A 14,967-nucleotide genomic window follows, 5' to 3' on the forward strand; every position below is an offset into this window, starting at 1 on the left:
TCCCGGGTCAGGCCCGGGACGGCGCGCCGATGATCCCGACATCCCCCAACGACAAGGATTTTCCTTGGTGGCTGGTCGCTGTTATCGCGATTGGCCTTTACCTGTTCTGGCAGGTCCTGACGGTCGAGACATACGCCCGCGTGCTGTCGACGCTGCAGCGGGGGATTTGGGTCACGATCTATGTGACCTTGGTGTCCTACACGATGGCCTGTGTGCTGGGGCTTTTGCTGGCACTCGCGGCCTTGTCACGATCACTGGTTTTGCGGCAACTCGCGCGGTTCTATATCGAGATCGTGCGCGGTATCCCGATTATCGTGCTGCTGCTCTATGTGGCGTTCGTGGCGGCACCCGCGATGGTGGCGGGGTGGAACTGGATCGCCGAAACTATAGGGCTTGAGCCCGTCCGCACGCGGGATTTTTCGCTGCTGTGGCGTGCGGTGATCGCGCTGACCATCGCCTATTCGTCCTTTCTGGCCGAGGTGTTTCGTGCCGGCCTGCAATCGGTCGATGAAGGTCAGATCGAAGCGGCAGAGGCGCTGGGCCTGAACCGCTGGCACCGGTTTCGGTTCATTGTGTTTCCGCAGGCGCTTCGCACGATCCTGCCGCCCTTGGGCAATGATTTTGTGGCGATGGTGAAGGATTCTTCGCTCGTGTCCGTGCTGGGTGTCACGGATGTCACCCAGTTGGGCAAAGTCACGGCTGCGGGTAATTTCCGCTATTTCGAGACCTATAATGTTGTGGCGCTCGTCTATCTGACGATCACGATTACCCTGTCGATTGCGCTGCGCCGCTTCGAGAAGCGGATGCGCATGCGGTGAGCGTGCCGAGGGTTTTTGGGCCAAGATGAAGCAGGGGGTGGTGCCAAGAGGCATCGCGCACTACCTCTTGTTGCAAAGGAGAACACTGATGACAAATCCGTTGCTTGCTGAATGGGACACGCCTTTCGGGTTGCCGCCGTTCGATGCGATTTCTGATGAGGATTTTGCGCCGGCAGTTGATGCCGCACTCGCCATATCGCGCGCGAATATTGCCGCGATTGCGGAAAACCCCGATGCCCCTGATTTCGCCAATACAATTGAGGCCTTGGAGCGTGCCGATGACACGCTGGGGCGTGTTTTGGGGGCATTTTATAGTCTGGCAGGGGCCGATAGTAACCCCAAGCGCGAGGCGCTACAGCGCGACTTTGCCCCGCTTTTGAGTGCTTATGGCTCTGAGGTGTCTGAAAACAAGGCGCTGTTTGCGCGGGTCGAGGCAGTTTGGGAGAACCGGGAAGCGCTTGATCTGACGCCTGAGCAAGAACGTGTGTTGATGTTAACACGGCGCGGATTTGTGCGTTCGGGTGCGCAGCTTGAGGGGAAGTCTGCCGAGGCCCTGCGTGATGTGAAATCGCGCCTGTCGGTGTTGGGGACGTCTTTCACCCAGAATCTGCTGGCGGATGAGCGTGCATGGTTCATGAAACTGGGTGCGGATGATCTGGATGGTTTGCCGGATTTTGTGATCGCGACAGCGAAAGCGGCGGGGGAAGAGAAGGACGCGGGCGGGCCTGTTGTGACACTTTCACGGTCGCTGATTGTGCCGTTCTTGCAGTTTTCCGAGCGGCGGGATTTGCGCCAGAAAGCCTATGAGGCATGGGGCGCGCGGGGTGCGAATGGTGGCGAGACTGACAACCGCGCGCTTGCTGCCGAGACATTGAAGCTCCGGCAAGAGCGCGCGCAACTGTTGGGCTATGACAGCTTTGCTGATTTCAAGCTGGAAACCGAGATGGCGGGCACGCCCGCGGCGGTCCGCGATCTGTTGATGCAGGTCTGGGAACCAGCCAAGGCGGCCGCCGAGGCGGATGCCGCGGTGTTGGAGCGTATGCTGCATGCAGACGGGTTTGACGGGCCGTTGGAGCCTTGGGACTGGCGGTTCTATGCTGAAAAGCGCCGCAAGGAATTGCATGATCTCGATGAGGCGGAACTGAAGCCTTACCTGCAATTGGACCGGATGATTGAGGCGGCATTTGCCTGCGCCAACCGTCTTTTCGGGCTGGAATTCGCGCCGATTGAGGGGCCGGTTTACCATCCTGATGTGCGGTTGTGGGACGTCACCCGCGATGGCGCACATGTGGCGGTGTTCATCGGTGACTATTTTGCGCGTGGTTCCAAACGCTCGGGTGCATGGTGTTCTGCGATGCGCTCGCAGCAGCGGTTGAGCGGCGATATTCGCCCGCATGTGGTGAATGTCTGCAATTTCGCCAAACCGGAGGCGGGTAGGCCTGCGCTCTTGTCCTACGATGATGCGCGCACCCTGTTCCATGAATTCGGCCATGCGCTGCATCAGATGCTGTCGGATGTGACCTATGAAAGCATCTCGGGCACGTCTGTAGCGCGGGACTTTGTGGAACTGCCAAGCCAGCTTTACGAGCATTGGCTGGAGGTGCCAGAGGTGCTGGCCGAATTTGCAACCCATGCCGATACGGGCAAACCGATGCCAGAGGATTTGCTGAACCGGATGTTGGGTGCAGCGACCTATGACATGGGGTTCCAGACGGTTGAATACGTGGCCTCTGCGCTGGTTGATCTGGGCTTTCATGACGGACCGGCCCCTGCCGATCCGATGCAGCGGCAGGCCGAGATTCTGGAAGAAATCGGGATGCCGCGCGCCATTCGCATGCGTCACGCGACACCGCATTTCGCCCATGTGTTTGCGGGTGACGGCTATTCCAGCGGCTACTACAGCTACATGTGGTCCGAGGTGATGGATGCGGATGCTTTTGCCGCATTCGAGGAGGCGGGCGATCCCTTCGATCCCGCCACGGCCAAGCGGCTGGAAGAAACCGTGCTGTCTTCGGGCGGGTCGGTGGATGCGGCGGATCTTTACACCGCATTCCGTGGCCGCTTGCCGGGGGTTGAGGCGCTGCTGAAAGGCCGGGGTCTGGATAAAGCCGCCTAGGGGCGGTCGTCGTCGGGGTGTTTGGTCACCCCGACAGGGTCTTTGTGGATCAGCACATCGGCGCGGGGGTAGGCTGCGATAATCGCGCGGCGCAGGCTCGCACCGATGCGATGGGCCTCGTGCAGGGTCTGGTCGCCATCAAGTTCGATGTGCAGGTTCACGAAAACGCGGCTGCCTGCGACGCGTGTTTTAAGGTCATGGTAGCCGTGGATACCGTCGAAGTTCTCGGCGATTGCAGCGATGCCTGCGATCATTTCAGGGTCGGCTTGGCGGTCCATCAGCGCGTCCCATGCCGCTTTGCCGATGCGGATGGCGCCGAAGCCCAGGAACGCCGCCGCGGCAAGTGCCACGACACTGTCAATCTGGTGCAAGCCAAAGGCGGCAGAGGCCCAGAGTGCGATAATTGCGCCGATATTCGGGATCAGATCGCCGATGTAATGCAGGCTGTCTGCCTTGACGACCTTGTTGTCGGTCTTGGCCGCGACATGGCGCTGCCACAGCACCAAGGCTAGTGTCAGACAGATAGAGAAGATAATGATCGCAATGCCTTGGCCTTCGCGTTCGGGCAGGACGACGGTGTCGTCCAAAAGGCGGAAAATCGCGGCAAATGCGATGACACCTGCGGAAATCATAATGAAGGTGGATTGCGCGAGCGCCGCCAGATCCTCGGCCGAGGTGTGGCCAAAGTTGTGGTCATCATCGGCGGGTTTGGCGGCATAGGCGATGGCGATCAGACCACCCAGTGACATCATCAGGTCAAGCGCACTATCGGCCAAGGTGGCGGCCACGGCGAGTGATCCGGTTTGCGACAACGCCCAAAGCTTGGCCAGCACGAGGATCAGTGCGACCGAGACGGAGAGCACTCCGGCGGAAAGGTTGAGGCGTGTATCGTTCATAATATCCCAGCTAGCGGGGCTGCGAGGGCAATGCTAGCCTCAATAGGTCGGATCAGTCACGGATTTCCGCGTCGGCAACACCCCAGATGGCCGTCTTTGGTGCCCAGCCTTTGTAGCCGCCTGCGGTCAGTTCGCACCAGTCGGGGTTGCAGTCGCCAAGGCGTGCCACGACACCTGCTTCCAAAATTGCGTTCTCGGTGGCGTTCGGTTCGGGGCGGCTGCGCAGGATCAGGTCTTCGGTCTCGACAATGACTGTCCGCGCGCCTGAAAGCATGCGGTAATGCACCCAGCCGCCCTGGCCGTCGCGGTCGATGACCCGCCGCCAGTGGCCGTATTCCGCGATGATCTGAAGCGGCATGTCGCGGCGCTGAAAGACCCAATCAATGCGGTGTGACAGGGACGGGCCGCGGCGGACGTTGGCCTCTCCGGCGCGCAGCGACACGTAGCGGGGCAAAGGCAGGTTCGTTTCGGGGCCGATTGCGGGGCCTGTGTCATTTTGCTGGGCGACGCCTGCGCTCATACAGATCACGATCGCGAATGCCGCGATCCAAAACACGCGAAACCAATGCGCTATTGCACCCATTGTTTGCCCTTACTACTCATTTTGCGGCGCGCGGTTCTTGTGCTGCGCGTCCCTTTGGCGCAACCTGCCATGACAAGTTGAATTTGAAAAGCTATGGAGTGCAACAGATGCCAGGTAAGCAAATGAGTGTTGTCGTGACGCGACGGTTGCCTGAGGTTGTCGAGACACGACTGAAAGAGCTTTTCGACGTTGAATTGCGTGATGACGACACACCGATGACGACCGAGCAAGTGGCCGATGCGATGGGCCGCGCGGATGTTCTGGTGTGTACGATCACCGACAAGATTGATGCGAAACTTTTGGGCCGCGCGGGCGATCAGCTGAAACTGATTGCGAATTTCGGAGCCGGTGTGGACCACATTGATGTGGCCACGGCCCGCCAGCGGGGCATACATGTCTCGAACACGCCCGGTGTGGTCACCGAAGATACCGCCGATATTGTGATTGCGCTGATTTTGGCCGTCACCCGCCGCATGGCCGAGGGGATACGTGTCGCGCAGTCCGATAGCTGGGGTGGATGGGCGCCTACGGCAATGCTGGGCGGACGGATCAAGGGGCGCCGCTTGGGTATTCTGGGGATGGGTCGGATCGGGCAGGCCGTGGCGCGCCGCGCGAAAGCCTTCGGGATGCAGGTCCATTATCATAACCGCAGGCGTCTGCGCCCCGAGATCGAGGAAGAGTTGGACGCGACCTATTGGGAAAGCCTTGATCAGATGGTGGCCCGTGTGGACATCCTGTCGATCAACTGCCCGCATACGCCTTCGACATTCCACCTGATGAATGCGCGGCGGTTGAAGCTGATGAAGCCCACTGCAGTGATTGTGAACACATCCCGTGGCGAAGTGATTGATGAAAACGCGCTGACGCGGATGCTGCGGGCGGGGGAAATTGCGGGCGCGGGGCTGGATGTGTTCGAGCGGGGACATGAAATCAATCCGCGCTTGCGTGAACTCTCCAACGCGATCCTTTTGCCGCATATGGGATCGGCCACACTCGAGGGCCGGATCGAGATGGGCGAGAAGGTGATTGTGAACATCAAGACCTTTGCCGACGGCCACAGGCCGCCTGATCTCGTCGTGCCTTCAATGCTTTGATCCGGGCTTTGATTTGGGCTGTGTCGCTTTCGCACCGAAACGCGTCGGCTGGTTCTATCGCTTTGTGACGGTTTCGCGCAAATTGGCGTCAAAGATGCCTAGGGAGTCGTCATCATGAAAACCCAAGTAAAAGCTCTGGTCGTCGGCGGCGGCGCGGTTGGCACGTCCATTGCATATCACCTTGCGAAAGCCGGCTGGGATGATGTGATGCTCTTGGAGCGGGACGAGTTGACCTCGGGCTCGACTTGGCATGCCGCAGGGCTGCTGCCGCTGTTCAATATGTCGTTTGCGACAACACATATCCATAAATACTCGGTCGATTTTTATAAGTCGCTTGAGGCGGAAACGGGCCTGAACGCAGGCTTTGCTGTCGTTGGCAACCTGCGGATGGCCCAGACGCAAGAGCGTATGGATGAGTATATGCTCTATGCATCGACTGCTGAAACCTGCGACGTGCCCTATGTCTGGATGACGCCTGAGGAGATCAAGGCGAAATGGCCATTGATCCGCACCGAAGACCTGAAAGGCGCGCTTTATCATCACACGGACGGTTATATTAACCCCGCCGATGTGACCCAAGCGATGGCCAAGGGTGCGCGCCAGCGCGGTGTCGCGATCGAACGGAAATGGCAGGCGGATGCGTTTCACTGGAACGGTAAAGCGTGGGAAGTCACCTGCACCAAGATGGTTGAGAAGGGCGGCAACCTTGTCCCCTCGGACGAGCAGATCGTGATCACGGCAGAGCATGTTGTAACAGCATCCGGCAACCATGCGCAGACTACCGCCAAGAAGCTGGGCATCAAGATCCCTGCGATCCCTGTGGAACACCAGTTTATTGTCATGGACCAAGACCCCGCACTGGTGGATTTCCGTGCGCAAGGCAATGTCGAACACCCTGTGATCCGTGACGCTGATGCGCAGTCTTACGTGCGCGAGGAACGCGGCGGCTGGATTTTGGGTGTTTATGAGAAAAACGCCCCTGCGGTCTTTGAATACGGGGTGCCCGAGAGTTTCCGCGCCGACCTGTTCCCGCTCGATCTGGAGCGGATCGAGGACCAGTATATGGCGATGATCCACCGCATTCCGTCTTGTGAAGAAAGCGGATTGAAGGACGATTTCAACGGCCCGATCTGTTATACACCCGATGGCAATCCGCTGGTAGGTCCTGCGCCGGGGCTGCGCAACATGTGGTTGGCGGAAGGGTTTTCCTTCGGGATCACGGCGGCGGGTGGTACGGGCTATTACCTTGCCCAGATGATGGTCGAGGGCGAGGCCGAGATCGACATGGCGTCGCTTGATCCCAAACGCTATGGCAGTTGGATGACCACGGAATGGGCCGCGCGCAAGAACGAAGAGGCCTATGAGCACGTCTATATCCTGCACCACCCCGATGAAGAGCGCCCTGCCTGTCGTCCGCTGCGCACATCGCCCGCCTATGACCGTCAGGCCGCACGCGGCGCGCAATTCGGCTTTGTGAACGGCTGGGAGCGTCCGAATTATTATGCGCCCTTGGGGTTCAATGATCACGACAGCCGCTCGTTCCGGCGAGGTGGCTGGTGGGAATATGCCGTGCAGGAGGCCCGCGCGATCCGCGAGGGTGTTGGCCTGATCGATGCGACGGCCTTTACCAAACATATCGTCAAAGGGCCCGGTGCCACGGCGTTTCTGGACTGGTTCACCACCAACAAGCTGCCGCGTGTGGGGCGGATCAACCTGACCTATGCGCTGACCGATCACGGCACGACGCGCACGGAATATACCATCGTCCGGTTGAAGGAGGATGAATATTACCTTGTTTCAGCAGGTGCCTGGACAGACTACGACGCGGATTTCCTGAACAAAGCGGTTGCGGATAAGGAACCGGAGTTTGGCCGCATTGACGTACAGAACGTGACCACCCAATGGGGCGTTTTTGCCATCGCGGGACCGAAATCGCGTGATGTCCTGAACGCGGTGATCAAGGATGCGGACCCTGCGACGGCGCTGTCTAACAAGCGCTTCCCGTGGCTTTCGGCCAAGCAGATCGAACTGGGCATGTGTCCGGTGAATGCGATCCGTGTGGCCTATACCGGCGAGCTGGGATGGGAACTGCATCACCCCATCGAGATGCAGAACTACCTGTTTGACCTACTGGAAAAAGCAGGCGAACCGCATGGCATGAAGCTGGTTGGCGCACGCGCGCAGAACTGGTTGCGGCAGGAGAAATCCTATCGCGCTTTCGGGACCGAGTTGGGCCGTGACGCGACCCCGCTGGAGGCCGATCTGCCGCGTTTTGTGGACCTGTCCAAGGACTTCAACGGGAAGGCCGCGATGGAAGCGAAAGGTATTCGTTCCAAATGCGTGACCTTGTTGATTGATGGCCCCGACGATGCAGACCCTTGGGGCCGTGAGGCGCTTTATGCGCCAGATGGCACCCGCGTGGGGCGTTTGACGTCGGGCGGATATTCGGTGGCATTCGCGAAATCGATTGGCATGGGGTATGTACGGCCAGAGCTTGCGGTTGTTGGTACAAAGCTGCAGGTCAAGATGCTTGACCAGCTTTGGGATGCCGAGGTTGTGGAAGACAGCCCCTATGATCCGAAAAACGCAACGATCCGTGTGGATGGGTAAAAGTAAGGTGGGTTGAAACCCACCTTACGCAAAGCGCTGTGGCGAGAGTGCTGCAACGGCGTCTTTGGGAAGTTCCGAAGGCGCCCCGGCGATCAGGTCATGCAACAACTGTGAGGCGGCGGGGGCGGATTGCATCCCGTATCCGCCTTGGCCCGCGCACCAGATAAAGCTGGGGTCGCCGCTGTCGGGCCCGAGTACCAGCGTCCGGTCACGCGAGAATGTCCGCAGGCCAGCCCATGAGCTGAGCAAACGTGTGACCGGTTCGGTCACATTGGTCTCATAGCGGGCAAGCCCCTCGGCCAGCACCATGTCGTCGGCATAGGCGTCATGCGGGGTGACGGGGTCTTCCTCGGCGGGTGACACGATTAGCGCACCTGCATCGGGTTTCGCGTACCAGGCTTCGCCGGGTCCGAAGATCATGGGCCAGCCGCTGACGTCAAGGCCGCCGGGCGCGGGGATCCGCGCCATCGAGCGGCGCAGAGGGGTAAAGCCCAAGGGTGTGATCCCTGCCATCACAGCGATTTCATCAACCCATGCGCCCGCAGCATTCACCAGATGGCGCGCCTCGAAAGTTTCGGCTCCCGCATGCACGGTCCAACCTGTGGCGTTACGGCTGATGCTTGTGACGCGCGCTTTCGTGCTGATGGTCGCGCCGTTCTTCCGCGCCATCCGCGCAAAGGTCTGCACCAGTTTGTCCGTGTCGATATCAGACGCCGCCGTATCATAGGCTGCGCGATCAACGACGCTGTCATCGAGGATCGGGATCATGTTCTTGGCCTCTGCGACGGTGATGCTGTCAAGATGCATGGCCTTTTGATCAGCAGCGAAGGCTTCGGCAGTTTCCGCATCGCCGATCAGCATCAAGCCGCGGGGGCTGAGTACATCGGCAGCTTTGTGAAAGGCATGGCTGGCCTTGTTGAGTGCGACCGTTGAGGGCTTGCCGTAGTTTTGTTCAAACAGGGCCGCAGACCGGCCGGAGGCGTGATAGGCAAGGGCGTCTTCGCCTTCCAAGAGTGTGACACTGCCCAGTTCCGAAAGGCGGGCGGCGGCGGAAACGCCAGCAATGCCGCCGCCAATGACCAGAAAATCAATCATGCTTCTTCGAGCCTGTCTGTCGCTGGAGGAGGTGTGATGCTGAGTGCGGTGATCCTGTCATAAAGTTCAGGTGTCATCGTGAATTTCTCAGCCAGCAGAGAGGGGCGGAGCTGTTCTTCGGAGCGGGCCGAGATAATGGGGAGCGGTTTGACCGCGTGGTTGGCAGCCCATGCCACGGCCAGCGTCGCTGGATCGACGCCAAGCTCTGCGCCAAGGGCCGTCAGTTGTTTTGCCGTTTCATGCATCCAGTCCTGCGCATAACGCGCCTGATACCGCGTATCGGTCGTCAGGCGACCGGTTCCACCCTTGGCATATTTGCCCGTCAGCAACCCACCCCCCAAGGGTGAATAGGGGACGACTGTAATGCCCTGATCGGCGGCCATGGGCAAAATTTCGACCTCGCTCTGGCGTTTGACCAGACTATACATCGGCTGGATGACGTCGATTCGCGTCCCCAGTGATTTTGCAACGCTTTGGGCCTTCATCACCTGCCATGCGGCATAGTTCGACACGCCGATGTGGCGGATCAGGCCTTGTGTTTGCAGTTCCGCCAAAGTGCTGAATGTTTCCTCAAGCGGTGTGTCATCGTCGAAACGGTGCATGTAGAGCAGATCGACAGCATCTTCCCGCAACTGTTGACGGCACCTGTCGAAGTGTTTCGTGATGTTGGCCTGCGAGGCGCCGCCCACATAGCCGACTTTGGTGGCGAGATAGAGAGAGTCGCGGTCCGCCTTGATCATCGCGCCAAGCAATGTCTCGGACGCGCCATCCGTATACATCACAGCCGTATCAAAGTGATTGATGCCACCCGCGCGGGCAGCGTCAAACATGGCTTGACTGGCCGCTGCGTCGGCGGTGCCGCCGAATTGCATCGTGCCAAAGGTGAGCCGGGAAAGCGGGGCGCCAGCGCGCGTGGTCAGGGTATTCATGGGCAAAGACTGGCATGCATTTGTCACGATGAAAAGACAGCGCGCGTTCGGGTGCTGACGTTTGCGTGCATTGACAGGCGGGGTTATGAAATGGCTACTACAGCGAAGATGGAAATGATCCTTGAGAAACCGATGCTAACGCAGTTTGCAGCCGCCGATATGCAACCGATAGGGCCTGCGCGATGACTGCGCGGCCTGTTGCAAAGCGCGGTCAGGTGATCGGTCTGCTGGGCGGGTCCTTTGATCCGCCGCATGCGGGCCATGTCCATATCTCCAAGGCCGCGTTGAAACGGTTCGGACTGGACCGGCTGTGGTGGCTGGTGTCGCCGGGCAATCCTCTGAAAGAGAACGGGCCGGCACCTTTGGCTGACAGGATGCAGGCCGCGCGCGCGATGATGGACCATCCGCGCGTCACAGTCACCGATATCGAAGCGCAATTGGGAACGCGGTACACCGCGCAGACGCTGATGGCCTTGCGCCGCCGCTACCCCGGCGTGCGGTTCGTGTGGATTATGGGCGCTGACAATCTGGCGCAGTTCCATCGCTGGCAAGACTGGCGCTGGATCATGGAGACCGTTCCCATTGGCGTCTTGGCCCGTCCGGGGGACAGGATTGCGGCACGCATGTCGAAAGCGGCAAAGGTCTATGCACGGGCGCGTATCCCGGGGCGGGCGGCGCACACGCTTCGCAGGGCAGATGCGCCGGCATGGGCCTTTGTCAATTTGCCGATGTCAGACCAGTCATCAACCGCGATCCGCCAGCGGGGGGAATGGTGATGCGCCTGACCCGTCGCGCAATGCTGTCGGGTGCGGTTTCAGCGCTTGCCACGACTGCCTATGCCGAAGCGCCTTTAACGTCCCTGCGCCCGATTGCACGTGTGCCTGCCCGCGATGCCATAGCCAAGATGGTGTCATCGCGCACCACTTCGGGCGAAGTGGGCGTTGTGGTAGCGGATATGCAAAGCGGCGAGATCCTTGAGGATATTGACGGGGCGGTCGCGCAGCCACCCGCGAGCGTGACCAAGGCATTTACCGCCCTTTATGCGCTAGAGGCGCTGGGCGCGCAGCATACCTTTGATACACGTATATTTGCTGATGGTCCTGTAATTGATGGAATTTTAGATGGTAATTTGATTTTGGCCGGTGGGGGTGACCCCAACCTTGTGACGGATCAAATCGCTGAACTTGCCAAAAGACTGAAGGACACCGGCCTGCGCGAGGTGCGGGGGGACTTTCTGGTTTGGGACAATGCGCTGATCAATCTCGACGAGATTGATGACAGTCAGATGGATCATCTGGGATACAACCCCACGATCACCGGGCTGAACCTGAATTTCAATCGTGTGCATTTCGAATGGAAACAAGACGGGGCGGATTATGTCACGACGATGGATGCCCGCAGCGAGAATTATCGCCCCGAAGTGACCACGGCGCGGATTGCGGTCGTCGATCGTGCCGTACCTGTCTTCACTTACCGTGATGGCGGAAATGTGGATCAATGGACTGTGGCGCGGGGTGCGCTCAATAAAGAGGGATCGAGGTGGTTGCCTGTCCGGCATCCCGCGCTCTATGCCGGCGAGGTTTTTGCCGTTTTTGCGCGCAGTCACGGCATCGTTCTGAAAACGCCGCAAGAGACAGCGGAACGCCCGGAGGGAGTGCCGCTTGTGCGTTATGCCAGCGCGCCGTTGAACGAGATGATGCAGGGCATGTTGCGGTTCTCGACGAATATCACGGCAGAGGCTGCGGGTTTAGCGGCGACCGCGACCCGCGTCGGCGTGCAGCGTGGGCTGCGCACATCTGCGCTGAGTATGGCGCTATGGGCGGCGCGCCGGGCGGAGGGCATTGCACCGCAGTTTGTGGATCATTCGGGTTTGGGGGATGCGGCGCGGGTGTCGCCCCGTGACATGGTGCGCCTGTTGATGGCGCAGGATGTGATGCCGACCTTGCAGCCGATTTTGCGCAATATCGCATTGGTGGGCCAGGATGGACAGGCGATCGACGATCCGCAAATCGCCGTCAAAGCGAAGACCGGCACGCTCAACTTTGTGTCAACGCTCGCCGGATATGTGCGCACCAAAAGCGGGCGTGATCTGGCCTTTGCGATTTTTGCGTCCGATCTGGATGCGCGCGAGGCCGGCAAACGGCAAGGCGTGGAGTCCCCGCCCGGTGCGCGCGGGTGGAATACCCGGTCACGGCGTTTGCAACAGGATATCCTCAGGCATCTGGCGTTGAGGGTCTGATCAAAGCGTCATGTGCCGTGCGCGTGATCCGCGCTCGATCGCGGCGGCGTGCAGGCGATCAAGGTTCAGTTCTTCGCGAATCTCTTCCAGCATCCGGACCTCTGTGCCGACAATGCGCCCGTCCGCGGCGGCGACATCACAAGACAGCGCATAGGCGGTCTCATAAAGACGCTCGGGCAGGGCGTCGCGGATGAGGCCGAAAAGCGCCTCAAGTCCGTCTTCCTGCTCAAGCAATGAGAACACCATTCGTGACATGCGCGGCAGGCGTTCGAGGTCATAGTCCGAGAAAACAGGCAAGTTGTTGATCGCGCTGTTTATTTTCACAAGCTCGGCAGTGCGGATATTCTCATCCGAAGCGGATACCGCGATCATCAGAGCGGCAAGTGCGTCTTGCGCGGTCATGGGGGCGTCTTCAAGCATTGGGAATTCCTTTACCTATGGTGCCACATTTATTGACGCCTCGCCTGTCTCGCAATAGGGAGTGCGCGTTGCGGCGATCACAATGATTTGCCCCCAGAATGTGAGATGAGACATGAGCAGTATGCGTGAAGCAGCGATGACGTCGAAGGCCTGGCCCTTTGAAGAGGCGCGCGCATTGCTCAAACGGTATGAAAAAAAGCCGCCTGAAAAGGGGTATGTTCTCTTTGAAACAGGTTACGGCCCGTCCGGTCTGCCCCATATCGGAACGTTTGGCGAAGTATTGCGCACGACGATGATCCGCCGCGCGTTCGAGGTGATTTCGGATATTCCGACCAAGCTGATCTGTTTTTCTGACGATCTTGACGGAATGCGTAAAGTGCCGGGCAATGTGCCCAACCAAGAGATGCTGGCCGAGCATATGCACAAGCCGCTCACATCGGTGCCTGATCCCTTTGGAACGCATGAGAGCTTTGGTCACCACAACAACGCGATGTTGCGGCGGTTCCTCGACACGTTCGGGTTCGAGTACGAGTTCTATTCTGCTCGCGAGTTTTATCAGTCGGGTCAGTTCGACGAAATCCTGCTGCGCGCCGCCGTCCGTTATGACGACATCATGGCAGTCATGCTGAAATCCCTGCGCGAAGAGCGTCAGGAGACCTATTCCATATTCCTGCCGATCCATCCCGAGACGGGGCGTGTGCTTTATGTGCCGATGAAGCATGTGGATGGCGAGAAGGGTGAGGTGACTTTCGACGACCCTGATGGGCGCGAATGGACCCTGCCTGTGACGGGCGGCAATGTGAAATTGCAGTGGAAACCGGATTTCGGTGCGCGCTGGGCTGCTTTGGACGTTGATTTCGAAATGTACGGCAAGGAACACGCCACAAATACCGCGATCTATGACCGGATTTGCGAGATTTTGGGCGGGCGTAAGCCGAACCACTTCTCTTATGAGCTGTTTCTGGATGAGAAGGGTCAGAAGATTTCCAAATCGTCCGGCAACGGCATCTCGATTGATGAATGGCTCACCTATGCTTCGACCGAGAGCCTCAGCTATTTCATGTACCTCAAGCCCAAAACGGCAAAGCGGATGCATTTCGATGTGATCCCGAAGGCTGTGGATGAGTATCACCAGCAGTTGCGCGCCTATGCCACGCAGGATGACGCAGGACGTGCAAATAACCCTGTGTTCCATATCCACGGTGGCGATGTGCCTGCCTCAGACATGGTGGTGCCGTTTGCGATGTTGTTGAACCTCGCCTCTGTGTCCGGTGCCGAAGATAAGAACACGCTTTGGGGCTTTATCCAGCGTTATGCGCCGGATGCGTCCGCCGAGAAAAACCCCCAGATGGATCAGGCTGCAGGGTTTGCCGTGCGCTATTACAACGACTTTGTGAAGCCGACGAAAGTGTTCCGTGCACCGACCGATCAAGAGCGCGCGGCGCTGACCGAACTGGCGGATCGCTTGAAGGCGTGGGATGGCGGTCTGGATGCGGAAGAGCTTCAAACAATGGTCTTTGCCGTGGGTAAAGAGCACGGGTTCGAGCCGCTGCGCGACTGGTTCACAGCCCTTTACGAAGTGCTTTTGGGCGCCTCGCAGGGTCCGCGGTTTGGCGGCTTTATTGCGCTTTACGGTGTGGATGAAACCATCGCGCTGATCGAGCAGCAATTGGCGGCACAATAAGATTTTTGAAACTAATCCGCGCTTTCCTGCGTATCTTTTATAAATAGAGATCACAGGAGGGCGCGGATCATGCGCATATTGGCATTCGTTTTCGGCTTCTGGATGGTGGCCACTGCGGCTTTTGCTCAGGACAGCGACGCGATTGAAACGGTGATCGGCAATCAGCTCGAGGCCTTCAACGACCGCGATATTTCCGAGGCGTGGCAATACGCCAGCCCCAATATCAAGCGCCTTTTCGGCGATCCGGGCAATTTTGGCCTGATGGTCCAGCAGGGCTATCCCATGGTGTGGGACAATGCTGATGTGCGGTTTCTGGAACTGCGGGATCTGGGCGGGATGCTCTGGCAAAAGGTGATGGTGCGTGATGCACAGGGTGGCCTGCATATTCTGGATTATCAAATGGTTGAGACCGCGCAGGGGTGGCAGATCAATGGTGTGCGTCTGTTGCCCGCGCCCGATGTCGGGGCCTAGCCCCGTTGCGTA

Annotated in this window: 13 protein-coding genes; 8 read left to right on the plus strand and 5 right to left on the minus strand. The window is 59.1% G+C overall.

Annotated features, from left to right (window positions below; translation table 11 throughout):
* Positions 1-29 precede the first annotated feature (29 nt).
* Complete coding sequence (locus C7964_RS11075; RefSeq protein ID WP_110279732.1) at positions 30-818, plus strand: amino acid ABC transporter permease; 789 nt, start codon at positions 30-32, stop codon at positions 816-818.
* 88 nt (positions 819-906) lie between these two features.
* Entirely contained in the window at positions 907-2,934 is a 2,028-nt protein-coding gene (locus C7964_RS11080; RefSeq protein ID WP_110279733.1) for a M3 family metallopeptidase, read from the plus strand.
* Here the strand turns inward: C7964_RS11080 and C7964_RS11085 are convergent.
* Complete coding sequence (locus C7964_RS11085; RefSeq protein ID WP_110279734.1) at positions 2,931-3,830, minus strand: cation diffusion facilitator family transporter; 900 nt, start codon at positions 3,828-3,830, stop codon at positions 2,931-2,933. The two genes, C7964_RS11080 and C7964_RS11085, sit on opposite strands and share 4 nt — an antisense overlap.
* Positions 3,831-3,882: 52 nt before the next feature.
* The gene (locus C7964_RS11090; protein WP_110279735.1) at positions 3,883-4,413 is read right to left on the minus strand and encodes an SH3 domain-containing protein; all 531 of its coding nucleotides are present in this window, start codon (positions 4,411-4,413) and stop codon (positions 3,883-3,885) included.
* Positions 4,414-4,520: 107 nt separating this feature from the next.
* Here C7964_RS11090 and C7964_RS11095 point away from each other — a divergent pair, with 107 nt between their 5' ends.
* Both C7964_RS11095 and C7964_RS11100 read left to right on the plus strand, forming a co-directional pair.
* Positions 4,521-5,507, plus strand: coding sequence for a 2-hydroxyacid dehydrogenase (locus C7964_RS11095; RefSeq protein WP_110279736.1), 987 nt, complete (start codon positions 4,521-4,523; stop codon positions 5,505-5,507).
* A gap of 114 nt (positions 5,508-5,621) precedes the next feature.
* Positions 5,622-8,117 (plus strand): GcvT family protein, encoded by a 2,496-nt coding sequence (locus C7964_RS11100; RefSeq protein WP_110279737.1) that lies wholly within the window; start codon positions 5,622-5,624, stop codon positions 8,115-8,117.
* 24 nt (positions 8,118-8,141) lie between these two features.
* On the opposite strand, the gene C7964_RS11105 is transcribed toward C7964_RS11100, so the two are convergent.
* Positions 8,142-9,212 carry an NAD(P)/FAD-dependent oxidoreductase gene (locus tag C7964_RS11105; RefSeq protein ID WP_110279738.1) on the minus strand — a complete coding sequence of 357 codons (1,071 nt, stop codon included), beginning with the start codon at positions 9,210-9,212 and terminating at the stop codon, positions 8,142-8,144.
* The gene (locus C7964_RS11110; protein WP_110279739.1) at positions 9,209-10,141 is read right to left on the minus strand and encodes an aldo/keto reductase; all 933 of its coding nucleotides are present in this window, start codon (positions 10,139-10,141) and stop codon (positions 9,209-9,211) included. The genes C7964_RS11105 and C7964_RS11110 overlap by 4 nt, the downstream gene beginning before the upstream one ends.
* A gap of 182 nt (positions 10,142-10,323) precedes the next feature.
* On the opposite strand from C7964_RS11110, the gene C7964_RS11115 reads away from it, so the two are divergent.
* Together C7964_RS11115 and dacB are read left to right on the plus strand one after the other, a co-directional pair.
* Positions 10,324-10,917, plus strand: coding sequence for a nicotinate-nucleotide adenylyltransferase (locus tag C7964_RS11115; RefSeq protein WP_110279740.1), 594 nt, complete (start codon positions 10,324-10,326; stop codon positions 10,915-10,917).
* Positions 10,917-12,380: a D-alanyl-D-alanine carboxypeptidase/D-alanyl-D-alanine endopeptidase gene (dacB, locus tag C7964_RS11120; protein WP_353652414.1), complete on the plus strand. Its 1,464-nt coding sequence runs from the start codon at positions 10,917-10,919 to the stop codon at positions 12,378-12,380. The genes C7964_RS11115 and dacB overlap by 1 nt, the downstream gene beginning before the upstream one ends.
* Here the strand turns inward: dacB and C7964_RS11125 are convergent, their stop codons facing one another.
* Positions 12,381-12,800, minus strand: coding sequence for a tellurite resistance TerB family protein (locus C7964_RS11125; protein WP_110279742.1), 420 nt, complete (start codon positions 12,798-12,800; stop codon positions 12,381-12,383).
* A gap of 112 nt (positions 12,801-12,912) precedes the next feature.
* Here C7964_RS11125 and C7964_RS11130 point away from each other — a divergent pair, with 112 nt between their 5' ends.
* Together C7964_RS11130 and C7964_RS11135 are read left to right on the plus strand one after the other, a co-directional pair.
* Positions 12,913-14,484 (plus strand): lysine--tRNA ligase, encoded by a 1,572-nt coding sequence (locus C7964_RS11130; protein WP_110279743.1) that lies wholly within the window; start codon positions 12,913-12,915, stop codon positions 14,482-14,484.
* A 69-nt stretch (positions 14,485-14,553) separates the two neighbouring features.
* Entirely contained in the window at positions 14,554-14,955 is a 402-nt protein-coding gene (locus tag C7964_RS11135; RefSeq protein ID WP_110279744.1) for a DUF4864 domain-containing protein, read from the plus strand.
* Positions 14,956-14,967 lie beyond the last annotated feature (12 nt).

Source organism: Loktanella sp. PT4BL, assembly GCF_003201935.1.
GTDB lineage: Bacteria > Pseudomonadota > Alphaproteobacteria > Rhodobacterales > Rhodobacteraceae > Yoonia.

Bases quoted from the DNA above. Each gene is read 5' to 3' on its own strand.
- C7964_RS11075 (WP_110279732.1), top strand. From the start codon at position 30: ATGATCCCGACATCCCCCAACGACAAGGATTTTCCTTGGTGGCTGGTC.
- C7964_RS11080 (WP_110279733.1), top strand. From the start codon at position 907: ATGACAAATCCGTTGCTTGCTGAATGGGACACGCCTTTCGGGTTGCCG.
- C7964_RS11085 (WP_110279734.1), bottom strand. From the start codon at position 3,830: ATGAACGATACACGCCTCAACCTTTCCGCCGGAGTGCTCTCCGTCTCG.
- C7964_RS11090 (WP_110279735.1), bottom strand. From the start codon at position 4,413: ATGGGTGCAATAGCGCATTGGTTTCGCGTGTTTTGGATCGCGGCATTC.
- C7964_RS11095 (WP_110279736.1), top strand. From the start codon at position 4,521: ATGCCAGGTAAGCAAATGAGTGTTGTCGTGACGCGACGGTTGCCTGAG.
- C7964_RS11100 (WP_110279737.1), top strand. From the start codon at position 5,622: ATGAAAACCCAAGTAAAAGCTCTGGTCGTCGGCGGCGGCGCGGTTGGC.
- C7964_RS11105 (WP_110279738.1), bottom strand. From the start codon at position 9,212: ATGATTGATTTTCTGGTCATTGGCGGCGGCATTGCTGGCGTTTCCGCC.
- C7964_RS11110 (WP_110279739.1), bottom strand. From the start codon at position 10,141: ATGAATACCCTGACCACGCGCGCTGGCGCCCCGCTTTCCCGGCTCACC.
- C7964_RS11115 (WP_110279740.1), top strand. From the start codon at position 10,324: ATGACTGCGCGGCCTGTTGCAAAGCGCGGTCAGGTGATCGGTCTGCTG.
- dacB (WP_353652414.1), top strand. From the start codon at position 10,917: ATGCGCCTGACCCGTCGCGCAATGCTGTCGGGTGCGGTTTCAGCGCTT.
- C7964_RS11125 (WP_110279742.1), bottom strand. From the start codon at position 12,800: ATGCTTGAAGACGCCCCCATGACCGCGCAAGACGCACTTGCCGCTCTG.
- C7964_RS11130 (WP_110279743.1), top strand. From the start codon at position 12,913: ATGAGCAGTATGCGTGAAGCAGCGATGACGTCGAAGGCCTGGCCCTTT.
- C7964_RS11135 (WP_110279744.1), top strand. From the start codon at position 14,554: ATGCGCATATTGGCATTCGTTTTCGGCTTCTGGATGGTGGCCACTGCG.